Source organism: Nocardioides sp. NPDC057772 (assembly GCF_042798075.1).
Lineage (GTDB): Bacteria > Actinomycetota > Actinomycetes > Propionibacteriales > Nocardioidaceae > Nocardioides.
This window is the reverse complement of sequence record NZ_JBHVKN010000180.1, coordinates 1-10,535: the sequence shown is the minus strand read 5'-3', so window position 1 is coordinate 10,535 and position 10,535 is coordinate 1. Positions and strand designations below refer to the sequence as shown.

Sequence of the window (10,535 nt, the reverse complement as noted above, 5' to 3'; positions counted from 1 at the left end):
TGGTGGATGTGGGTGCGTGGTAGCTCCACACCTCACCCGGAGGTCTTCGTCATGATCCAGCCGACCCGCCGTACCTAACGTCCGTGATCAGAACAACTAGCCGGCACCTGCGCCCTGCGATCTGCGAGGATCGACCGTATGCCGACCTGCGCCACCTGCGGTCATCCGCTCGACGACCACGACAAGCACGTTCGCTTCCGCTTGCCCGAGCCGGTGCTCCGCATCGACAAAGAACTCGGCGAACCCCTCGACGGCGACCGTTGGCTCAGCGACCCCGATCCAGCCAAGGCGGTCATGCTCCAAGATCAGCGAGTCGGCCCCTTCGTCCGCGCCCTTCTGCCGGTGAAACTGACTGGCGGATACTCCGTTACCTACGGGGTGTGGGTAGGTATCCACCCCGACGACCTTCAGGAGTCGGCTCGCGTTTGGTCCGGCCCTGAGTATGTCGACCTCAGGATCAGCGGATTCCTCGGAAACGTGATCGAGCCCTGGGACGTCTTCGCCGCACCCGTCCAACTTGCTGTGCTCGATCCGGACCACACCCCCTACTGTGTCAGCAGCGAACACCCAGCACTGAGAGAGTTGCTGACACGGGAATGGGACCACCAGACGGTTCTCGGGGCGGATGGGACAGCGATGCCACCACCGCAGTGATCCAGTCCTTAGGCTGATGACGAGGGCGGGGGCATCCGTAGCGGCGTACGTTGTCCAGCCCTCGACGAGTTCGACCAGGCGTCGAGTCATGCACGTCAGGGGCAAGCCCCCGAACCCCCGCCGATGGGGCCACTCTCGGGAAGACTCAGCGCTTACTCCTGCCAACTCACCCCCAGCCGGAACGGGAGCAAGAGTCAACGTGATCAGCAAGTGCCGCCCCGGAGATGTGGGGGATTTGCTAACACCTGTTGCTAACCGCGAGGTGGATTCAGCCGGACGAAATCCCATCTCGGCCCGCTCAAATCGGGGGTCGACGAGGCGATCTGAATTCCCTGAACACTGACACGAGTCCTTTGAATCAGGACTAGCGACGTAGGTTCGACTCCTACCCGGGGAGCAGAAAACCCGCCTTGACCTGCGTTTTGGTAGGTCGATCCGCGCTTCGTCCTACGATTTGGCACACAAGACCGGCACACAGCAGGCCCGAAACGGTCCCGGTTGCTCAACGTGGCCGAGTCCAACTTGAGAAGCAGACGGCCGCCCTAGTCATCAGCGCGAGCCTTCGGGTTCGCGGTTTCCACGACCTCGCACGGCTGGATCTGGTTAGGACAGTGGCAGGACCATCAGCCACGGTTCGTCCCAGGCTTCCAGGGGTCGGGCGAACTCGAGCCCGTGTTTTTGGTTCAGTGCTATCCGCGCCCCGCGGCCACGGCCCTCTTCGTCTGGATGCGCGACGACCGCGACAGAACGCTCCTGTCGAGCATCCTCAATGAACCAGTCGAGAAGTGCGTCTGCCACCCCCTGGCGACGGTGCGCTGGCCTCACGTACAGGGATGAGATGTACGACCCGAGGTCGTTCTCCCCGAGATGACAGTAGTCCTTGAGGTCGCTCCAGCTCCCGTAATCGTGATGCCCCTCCAGCACGCCGGCTGGTTCGGTTCCGATGCGGGCGATGAGGTACAAGAACCGGCCGGTAGTTGATGCCTTCTTCCCCGGTTTCCACTCCTGGAGGAGCGCCCGAGTTGCAGGGTCGCCTGGCTCCGCACGCTCGACGATAATCATCATCCATCCTCCGACGATCTACCAGAGGTCCTGGTGAAAACCGATCATGCTGGTGGCCAGCATGATCGCCTGGACCGCATTACTCGCCGTGAGCTGAGCAGGGCGGAGGTGAACCGTGGCGTGGCGGTTGAACGCGTCGAGGTCGGCCATCAGCCAGGTCTTGTTGTGGACGACGGGAATCGGCAGGAAGAAGAACCACTCGCGCCACGGACGGCCCTGGATGAAGGCGACGCCATCGGCTGGGTTCTTGATCTGCCCCTTGTGCTCATACATACCGACGAGTCTGTCCATGACCACTGTCGCCAGCGCCTGGGAAGCTTCAGGGTGCCCATCGCCGTACGCACTGATGGCCTTCCGAATGAGGGCGCCGTGCTCGATGAGCTCTGCGTTCACGCACAGCCCGAGGACGTCGTCGCACGTCCCGAAGATCGGACCAGCGCGCTCGATCAGCACCCTGCGCCGCGCTGCCCGATCGTCCGCTGCGAGCAGCAGACCGACGGTCTCGCCGTCGGGGACGAGACAGAACGGCAGACCCTCCTGTTGCATTAGATCCTCAAGGTCGGCCACGTCATGAGGTTCGGCTCGCAGGTTGCGCGGCCGGAATCGGTCGTGAAGATTCTCCAGATCGAGTTCACGTATCCGCCGCGTGATCGCGCTGAAGGTGCGCGAGGTACCAAGGTCGAGCTGGGGGTAGTGGATCCGGCTAAGTGCTGCTAATTGCGTCGACGGTCCGGTCTTGGCGACGAGGTCGGCGATTTTCGAGTAGGGGGACGGCGGGACCACGGTGGGCATGTCTGTGAGGAGGGCCGACGGGAACCCGAAGTCAACCTTTGGAATGGCGTCGAACTTCGGGAGGTAGCCGATTCTGTTGATGGCTGCTGCTAGTTGTGCCGACGGTCCGGTCTTGGCGACGAGGTCGGCGATCTTCGAGTAGGGGGACAGCGCGCCCACGTCGGGCAGGCCGGTAAAGGCGAGAACGTCGGACGGCGTCGGGTTCTCCTCCTCGCCGGCATCAGGCGATTCCTGCGCGGCGTCAGATTCGGTCATGGTGCATATCCCCCTGGGTGTGTGGGCCACACCGTAGCGGTGAGCACCGACATATAAGACGGGCGACGTGCTTCTCGGAAGCTGACGGTCGGCCGCCTCCGTCTCTGGCCGCGAGGCGCCCCTGAAATTTGGGATCCACGATCGTTCATCGGAGGTCCCGTCCAGATGTTGGTGCCTGGCGTGGGCGCTTTAACCACGCAGGGCGAATTGATCAATCGTGACCTCGCGACCGCCCGATAGTCCTAGGATGAATCGCGGGCGCAACGGGGGTGAGATCCAGTGGCAGCGGAAGGGGAGCAGGAGCCGCGGCGGCCTTCACCTTTTGGGATGCCTCAGCGCCGACCACGGACAGAGATTACGTCCGGTCGATCGGAACTTGTCGTCACCGGGGTCGAGTTGCCGAACGACGCGCTGGTTGTGCGTGGGGGCCTTATGAACATGAAGGACCTGTTGCGAGCCGCCGAAGTCGCAAAGGCGACGTATCAGCGGCCAGGTGTGTCGGTTTGGGCGGCTGACGTTCGTACACCGCTCGACCTGATCCAGCAGGCGATCCTTCCGCATGAGGTCGTGCGATTCTCGACGATGGGGGCGATCCGGGACGCTGGGTTCACGGTTGAGCAGACTCGCCAGCCGCCCCATCACACGGTGTGGCTTCCTGAGGAAGACGATTGCGAGTACTGGCTCGGATGCTTGGCGTCAGTGTTTGAGCCACCAGTTCGCAAGCGCGATGCGTGACGGAGGTCTCCGACGCGTCGACAAGGGCGGCCGCGCATACCACCTGTGGCGTGTCGAAGGTAACGTTTCTGCGGAAAAGGTTCCTCGCCGATCAGCGCCGTGCAACACTACGGGAAGGGCTGGAACTCTACAGGAGGTGGACACGGATGAAGGCTGATGTGTGGGTGGACTTCAACGACATCTCCGCCGAGGGCGATGTTACGACGCTTGCGAAGTTCGCGAGCGACGAACTCGAGATCGGCGCCACGATCGTGGCTGGCGACGAGGACGGGAACCGCTGTTCGGCCAGGGTCATTGCAATCGACCACCAAACCGGGCTGGTGCACCTCGCCCTAGACATGGGCACTTTCTGCTGCGGCGATGACCGCCAGTTGGCCAACGCCTGATCCACCGTAAGTGAGCGCGAGCCGGTTGGCTCGTGCATTGGGATCGACGCTTGTCGGGCGACTGGATCTGCGCCATACGCGCGCCTTCGCAATGAGAAGGCCAGGGGGTCTAATCCCCTCAGATCCGCCAAGACGAACCCGCCTAACCTGCCGGATACGCAGGATTCAGGCAGGGCCCGGTGTCGCGGCTGAGTTTGCCCCATTCGTGTGTCGGGGCGAGGTGGCACACAGGCGACACACCAACCTAGGCGATTTCGGTGCCATTCCGTGGCTCCCATACACGCTCGGGCGTAGGTGAGAGCGTGCCTTTGAATCAGAACTAGCGACGTAGGTTCGACTCCTACCCGGGGAGCACAAGTCGCCCGTGGTCATCTGACCTCGGGCGGTTCGTGATCCGGCTCGGAGCCAGAGGCCGGGACTCCGGGCTCCAGGCACGGGCTCGAGCCAAGCTACTCGAGGTCGAAGCCCGCGTGGCTGACCTCGCTGCGATCCGGGACAACCTGCGCGCGGCGCTCGATGCCGGATGGGATGACCTGCACCCGTGCACGAGCAGCGACTGCTGCCCACTGCCTTTTGCGAAGATCACCACGAGGAACGCCGACGCATGAGCGCGAGACAAGGGTTGGCACACGGCCGGTGCCGGGGGTTGCCTGCCCGGAGCGGGTTCATGTTCTTCGTGAGTCGGCGTTTACTCGTAACCCTCCGGCACGTGAGAATCGTGTGATGAACAATGGTGCAAGTCGTCGGGTCGCGGCCGCGCGGGTCTGGCACGGCCTTCTGGCCGTGGTCGTCTTGACCGCACTGGTCATTCAGTTCGTCAACTTCTTCACCGGTGGTGCCGACGCGAACTCCGGAGCGTCCGGTGCCGGCGTCCCGCTGGGGGTGCGAATCGTGCGCGGCTACAGCTTCTTCACGGTGGACAGCAATATCGTGGTGATGATCGTGTCGATCATGCTGGTCGCGAATCCCACGCGCAGCGGACGCTGGTGGGACACGGCGCGACTGAACGCCCTGCTCGCCATCGCGATCACCGGCCTCGTGTTCGCGCTCGTCCTGGCCCCCCGCCTGGATCTGTCAGGGTGGGCGCTGGTCACCACGATCCTCTTCCACTACGTCTCGCCCTGGGCGGCCATCCTCGGCTGGCTCGTCTTCGGCCCGCGCCGCCGGTTCACGTGGGCGACGGTTTCCGGAGCATTCGTCCTTCCGGTCGCCTGGCTCCTGTACACGTTCGTGCACGGCGCCTTCGCCGACTGGTATCCGTATCCCTTCCTGGACGTGACGAGGATCGGCCTGGGCCGAGCGGTCCTGAACGCTGTGCTCGTCATCCTGGTGGCCGTCGTGATCGCGTTGATCCTCAAAGTCATCGACGCGAAGCTGCCGAGCGCGCTAGACGACCGCGGTGCGCGCGTAGCCGGCGAGACGACGCCGTCGAACGTCTAAGGGCCCGTTCGCGATCTACGACGAGATGGCTTGATGATGTGCTCGAGCCCTTCAAGACCGCGCATGCGGCTGAGCGTACGAGATCGATCAGATGTGGCAGGACTACAACAGGTCCGCAGGCGCGGGACGAAGAACATCCAGTTCGAAGGGATGGGCCAGTACGCCAGAACGAACTGTTCCGGATCTACGAGCCGGTGAACATGCCGTACGTCTCGGTCGGCTGCGGGAGCGTCTCTCAGTTCTCGCGCGAGTACATTGCGCACCCGCTAACGTCACGACGTGGTGACTCAACTGCACAGTTACATCGATGCATGGCGACGCCACGACGTCGATGCCGTGCTGACCACGCTGACCGATGACTGCGTGGTGATGGAGTCCTATGGCCCGGTCTACCGGGGTCGGCCGCGCGTGGAGCAATGGATGACCGCGTGGTTTGCGGCTGGCGGCCGCGTCGACTCCTGGGACATCACGACACATGCCGCCGCCGGTGAGTTCCTGATGGCCGAGTGGTGCTTCGAGTGCACCTGGCAGGGCGAGGCGGGCCGATTCGAAGGATGCTCCATCGCAAGGCTCCACGGCGACCGCATCGCCTACCTCCGCGAGTACGCCACCACCGCCCCGCTCTATGACTGGACCGGTACATGGCGCGATCAGCCATGAGGCACTCTGACCGCCAGATAGGTGAATCGGCGGGGCGGAGGCTGCAGAATCCCGCCACGGCGGGAAAGTGGCCAGACGTCTGCGACGACACGCGCGCACTTCCCCGCCATGGCGGGGAAATGCCGCACTGCGGCTCCCGCGCCACTCAGGTGTGCCGCCGGAGGAAGAAGCGGAGGATGTCGTTGAACGCCTCGGGGGCCTCGAGGTTGCTGACGTGACCGCAGCCGGGGATGACGGCGAGGTCCGCGCCCTGGATGCGGCGCTCGAAGTCGTGGGCTACGGACAGCGGCGAGCGGGCGTCGAGGGCACCCCAGACGAGCTGGGTGGGCACCCGGATGGTGTCGAGCACGTCGGTCAGATCGGCCCGGGCCATCGCGGTCAGGGCGGTGAGCATGCTGTGGCGGCGTACGTCGGCTGTCATCGCCTCCAGCAGAGGCACGAATCGAGCCGGCGGAGCGCCGGCGAAGAGACCGGGGAGGGTCGGGTCGAAAGCGCCCGACGGCTGGTCGCGCAGGCCGGCGAGCCGGGCGTCGGCCTCCTGGGCGCCGAGCGAGCCGCGCCAGCCGGCGTAGCCGTCCGCGAGGACGAGGCTGCGGACGACGCCGGGGTGGCGGCGATACAGCTCGAGGATGACGGTCACTCCCCAGGAGAGCCCGACGAGGGTGCACGGAGAGACGTCGAGGGCGCGGATCAGCCCGGCCAGAGAGTCTCCGTAGTCGCTCAACCGAAACCCCTCGGGCACGTCGGAGGAGCCGCCCGCGCCGGGCTCGTCCCAGGCGATGACGGTGAACTCGTCGGCGAGGGCGTTGAGCTGGGGCGTCCAGGTGCGGCTGTCCTCGGCGCCGCCGTGGACGAAGACGACCACGGGTCCGTTCCCGGCCCGGCGGAAGGCGAGGCTCAGTCCGTCGATCTCGACGACATCCATGGTCCGACGCTAGCTCAGCAGGGAAGGAATCGGCTTGACACATCGGGCAACAATGGCCACGCGCTGTTCATCTTCGTGTAAGGTCACCGGGCTTCCTGTGCGCGTCCGCGTGTCGCGTTGGTGATTGCGGGGATGCGCAGGGTGGTATGGATACTGGCCTCATATCGAGGTCGTGGGGGAGCAGGGTGTAAAGTCGCCCAAACTAATCGACAAACACTTGGAGGAAGCGTGGGCATGGGACCGGTCATCGGTTACGTACCTGGCGTGTTCGATCTCTTCCACATCGGTCACCTCAACATGCTGCGTCAGGCGCGGGAGCGCTGCGACACCTTGATCGCAGGTGTGGTCTCCGACGAGGTCTGCGAGACGACCAAGGGGATCATCCCGACGGTCCCACTCGTCGAGAGGCTCGAGATCGTGGAGGCGATCGGGATCGTGGACGCGGTCTACGCCGAGCGCACCACCGACAAGGTCGACTCCTGGCGCGAGGTGGGGTTCACCCACCTCTTCAAGGGCGATGACTGGAAGGGCACCGAGAAGGGCGACGCGCTGGAGAAGAAGATGGCGTCGGTCGGTGTCGAGGTCGTCTACTTCCCCTACACGCTCCAGACCAGCAGCACCGCTCTGCGGAAGGCGATCGCGCGAGAAGGCGCCCAGGTCTCGTGACCGTCGGCGCGCCCACCTCTGGCGGACAGTTCGAGATCTCCGACGAAGGAGTCCTCGTCCGAGGCTCCTCGACCAAGGTCCTGATTCTCTCCGTCGACGGCCAGTACGTCTGGTCTCTCACGCCCGACCGCGACGGCCATCCGACCGACCGGGGCACCATGGTGCCGTGGCCGAACGTGCTCACCCGGTTCCTGAACGGTTCCGCGACCGTCACCATCGCCGACTACGACGGTGAGGTGCTCCACGAGGAGAAGGTCTCGCTCGGCACCGGCGAGGGCGTCATCTCGATCGTCGACGGCGGTGGCAACCCGCTCAGCGTCGACAAGGTCGGCCACCTGACCCGCTCGTTCGAGGCCACCAACGAGGGGATCCGCGAGGAGATCCTCGACGGCACCCAGCGCGTCCTCGCCGACCTCCGCGACGTGGTCGGCGTGGAGGCCTACCTCAACTACGGCGCGCTCCTGGGCGCGATCCGCGAGGGCCGGATGCTCGGCCACGACTCCGACACCGACGTCTGCTACCTCTCCAAGCACACCGTCCCCGCCGACATCATCACCGAGTCGTACGCCATCGAGCGCACCATGCGCGAGCGCGGCTGGAGCGTCCTGCGGATGTCCGGAGGCGACATCAAGGTGCTCCACGAGGTCTCGGACGGCCGGAAGGTGCACATCGACATCTTCGTGGCGTTCTACGTGCCCGACAAGGACGGCGAGCCGGTCTTCTACCAGCTCGGCAACCGCTCCGGCCGGCTGCGCCGCGAGGCGATCGTGCCGGTCTCGACGATCAACCTGCACGGCTACGACTTCCCGGCTCCCGCGGAGCCCGAGGAGATGCTGGCCTTCATCTACGGCCCCAAGTGGCGCACCCCGGACCCGTCGTTCAAGTACGCGGACCCGCCCGCCGGCGTACGCCGCCTCGACGGCTGGCTGCGTGGCTTCCGCACCGACATGGGAGCCTGGACCGAGTTCCACAACACCCACGGGAGCGAGCTCGAGAGCAAGCAGTCGGCCTTCGGTGCGTGGGTCCAGCGGCAGCTGCCCGAAGACGCCAAGGTGGTCGACCTCGGCGCCGGCGCGGTCGGCCGCGACGCCCGCTTCTTCGCCCGCAAGGGTCACCAGGTGCGGTCGGTGGACTTCTCCCGCGCCGCCGTGGCCGCCGTACGCCGCCGGGCCGAGCGCCACAAGCTCCCCCTCGTCTCCGACCAGCTGATCCTCGGCGAGCTCCGCTCGACCTTGACGCTGGGTGCGCGCCTCGCCCGCGACCCCCACCACCTCTACGCCCGCGACCTGCTCGGCTGTCTCGACGACGCGGCCCGCAGCCAGCTGTGGACCCTGGCGAAGATGGCGCTGCGTCCCGGCGGCGGCAAGCTCTTCCTCGAGTTCGCCGTCACCGGCGAGAACCTGCCCGCCCCGCAGCCCGAAGGCCTCGTACGCCGCGTCGACCCCGCCCTCGTCCACGCCGAGATCGAGGCGGCCGGTGGTGTCGTCGAGCACTTCGGGGTCAGCGACGCCCAGGACATGCTCGGCAACCCGCTGCCGGGCGTCGCGCGGCTCCGCGCCTCCTGGCCTTCCCTCAAGTCTGCAGAAGGAAACTGACATGTCTGACGAATCCGGCATCAAGAACATCGCCCGCGGTGCCCGCGACGCGGCCCGCACGCGCGCCTCGCTGGTCCGCCGCATCGAGGCGCTCGAGGCCGAGGTGCAGGAGCAGCGTCAGCTCAACCGACGCGTGGCCGAGCTGACCGACGTGATCGCCGAGCTGCTCATCCCGCTGCAGGACGCCGACAAGGAGAGGGCGGAGAAGATCCTCGCCGAGTATCGATCGAAGATCTGATCACCCGAGCGCGTCGAGGGCCTGCCTGAGGTCGTCGATCCGCTGGCTGAGCCGGCGGCGGGCGTCGCTGCCGGGGGCCGTGTCTGCACCGCCGTCCAGTTCGGCGACCGCCTCCTCCACACCGGTCAGCCGGGCGCGAAGGTCGGCGACGACGTCGACGTCGACCCGGCCGGGCACCGAGGCACGACGCTCGTCCAGCGAACGGCGCAGCAGGTCGGCCTGGGTGCTGAGCTTGCGGCTGGCATGCCACAGGTCGACGAAGACCTGCACCTTCGCACGCAGCAGCCACGGGTCGAACGGCTTGGCGAGGAAGTCGGCGGCGCCGGTCGCGTAGCCGCGATAGGCGAGGTGGGTGTCGAAGTCGTTCGCGGTCAGGAAGATGATCGGGACGTCCTTGGTGCGCTCCCGGGCCTTGATGCGGGTGGCCGTCTCGAAGCCGTCCATCCCGGGCATCTGCGCGTCGAGCAGGATCAGCGCGAAGTCGTCGTGGAGAAGGGCCCGTAGGGCGTCCTCGCCGGAGCCGGCACGGACCAGGGTCTGGTCGAGCGAGCCGAGGATGGCCTCGAGCGCGACCAGGTTGGCTGCCCGGTCGTCGACCAGCAGGATCTTGGCTCGCGCGCTCGTCGAGGCCCCGGTCGGGGCGGCAGCGGTCTCGTTCAGGCCTGTCGTCGCTCGCTGGCGCTCGCTCATGGCAGCCACACCCGGAACAGCGAGAGCAGGTCGGCGACGTCGACCGGCTTGGTGATGTACTCCGAAGCGCCGGCGGCGATGCTGTCCTCCCGGTCGCCCGTCATCGCTTTCGCGGTCAGCGCGATCATCGGCAGGCTCTTGAACTGCGGGATGTCGCGGATCAGCCGCATCGCGGTCAGACCATCCATGCCCGGCATCATGATGTCCATCAGCACGAGGTCGACGCCCGGCTCCCGCTGCAGCGCCTCGATCCCGGCCTCGCCGGACTCGGCGTAGAGGACGTCGATGCCGTGCTGCTCGAGCGCGCTGGTGAGCGCGAAGACGTTGCGTACGTCGTCGTCGACGATCAGGATCCGCCGGCTGGCGAACTGGCCGGTGGTGTCGGTCGGCTCGGCGACGTACGTCCTGGGGAGCTGCACCCCGGTGCGACCCAGCAG

Annotated in this window: 13 protein-coding genes; 8 read left to right on the top strand and 5 right to left on the bottom strand. The window is 66.1% G+C overall.

The genetic code is table 11. The features are described 5' to 3' along the window. Positions 1-138 precede the first annotated feature (138 nt). Positions 139-654, top strand: coding sequence for a DUF2199 domain-containing protein (locus ACFVJS_RS22200; RefSeq protein ID WP_378885000.1), 516 nt, complete (start codon positions 139-141; stop codon positions 652-654). Between the two features lie 603 nt (positions 655-1,257). Here the strand turns inward: ACFVJS_RS22200 and ACFVJS_RS22195 are convergent. Further along, a complete protein-coding gene (locus ACFVJS_RS22195; protein ID WP_378884997.1) occupies positions 1,258-1,716 on the bottom strand; it encodes a GNAT family N-acetyltransferase in 459 nt (152 codons plus the stop codon). 18 nt (positions 1,717-1,734) lie between these two features. Further along, complete coding sequence (locus ACFVJS_RS22190) at positions 1,735-2,763, bottom strand: hypothetical protein (protein WP_378884995.1); 1,029 nt, start codon at positions 2,761-2,763, stop codon at positions 1,735-1,737. 432 nt (positions 2,764-3,195) lie between these two features. Between ACFVJS_RS22190 and ACFVJS_RS22185 the strand changes: the two genes are divergently transcribed. The 4 genes from ACFVJS_RS22185 (at position 3,196) to ACFVJS_RS22170 (ending at position 5,984) form a co-directional block, all read left to right on the top strand. Further along, on the top strand, positions 3,196-3,498 hold the full coding sequence (locus ACFVJS_RS22185) for a hypothetical protein (RefSeq protein ID WP_378884992.1): 303 nt from the start codon (positions 3,196-3,198) through the stop codon (positions 3,496-3,498). Beyond that, on the top strand, positions 3,495-3,884 hold the full coding sequence (locus ACFVJS_RS22180) for a hypothetical protein (RefSeq protein ID WP_378884990.1): 390 nt from the start codon (positions 3,495-3,497) through the stop codon (positions 3,882-3,884). The genes ACFVJS_RS22185 and ACFVJS_RS22180 overlap by 4 nt, the downstream gene beginning before the upstream one ends. Before the next feature lie 723 nt (positions 3,885-4,607). Further along, positions 4,608-5,324 (top strand): Pr6Pr family membrane protein, encoded by a 717-nt coding sequence (locus tag ACFVJS_RS22175; RefSeq protein ID WP_378884987.1) that lies wholly within the window; start codon positions 4,608-4,610, stop codon positions 5,322-5,324. A gap of 279 nt (positions 5,325-5,603) precedes the next feature. Next, entirely contained in the window at positions 5,604-5,984 is a 381-nt protein-coding gene (locus ACFVJS_RS22170) for a nuclear transport factor 2 family protein (protein ID WP_378884984.1), read from the top strand. 145 nt (positions 5,985-6,129) lie between these two features. Here the strand turns inward: ACFVJS_RS22170 and ACFVJS_RS22165 are convergent, their stop codons facing one another. Then, entirely contained in the window at positions 6,130-6,909 is a 780-nt protein-coding gene (locus ACFVJS_RS22165) for an alpha/beta fold hydrolase (RefSeq protein WP_378884981.1), read from the bottom strand. A gap of 234 nt (positions 6,910-7,143) precedes the next feature. Between ACFVJS_RS22165 and ACFVJS_RS22160 the strand changes: the two genes are divergently transcribed. The 3 genes from ACFVJS_RS22160 to ACFVJS_RS22150 are packed head-to-tail and all read left to right on the top strand — an operon-like array spanning position 7,144 to position 9,408. Then, the gene (locus ACFVJS_RS22160; protein ID WP_045550834.1) at positions 7,144-7,575 is read left to right on the top strand and encodes an adenylyltransferase/cytidyltransferase family protein; all 432 of its coding nucleotides are present in this window, start codon (positions 7,144-7,146) and stop codon (positions 7,573-7,575) included. Then, entirely contained in the window at positions 7,572-9,170 is a 1,599-nt protein-coding gene (locus ACFVJS_RS22155) for a class I SAM-dependent methyltransferase (protein ID WP_378884978.1), read from the top strand. Before ACFVJS_RS22160 ends, ACFVJS_RS22155 begins: the two co-directional genes overlap by 4 nt. Position 9,171: 1 nt before the next feature. Then, a complete protein-coding gene (locus ACFVJS_RS22150) occupies positions 9,172-9,408 on the top strand; it encodes a DUF6752 domain-containing protein (RefSeq protein WP_378884976.1) in 237 nt (78 codons plus the stop codon). On the opposite strand, the gene ACFVJS_RS22145 is transcribed toward ACFVJS_RS22150, so the two are convergent. Together ACFVJS_RS22145 and ACFVJS_RS22140 are read right to left on the bottom strand one after the other, a co-directional pair. Further along, positions 9,409-10,098: a two-component system response regulator gene (locus tag ACFVJS_RS22145; protein ID WP_378884973.1), complete on the bottom strand. Its 690-nt coding sequence runs from the start codon at positions 10,096-10,098 to the stop codon at positions 9,409-9,411. Next, positions 10,095-10,535: response regulator (locus tag ACFVJS_RS22140; protein ID WP_378884970.1), on the bottom strand; the 441-nt coding region annotated here is incomplete at its 5' end. The genes ACFVJS_RS22145 and ACFVJS_RS22140, both read right to left, overlap by 4 nt.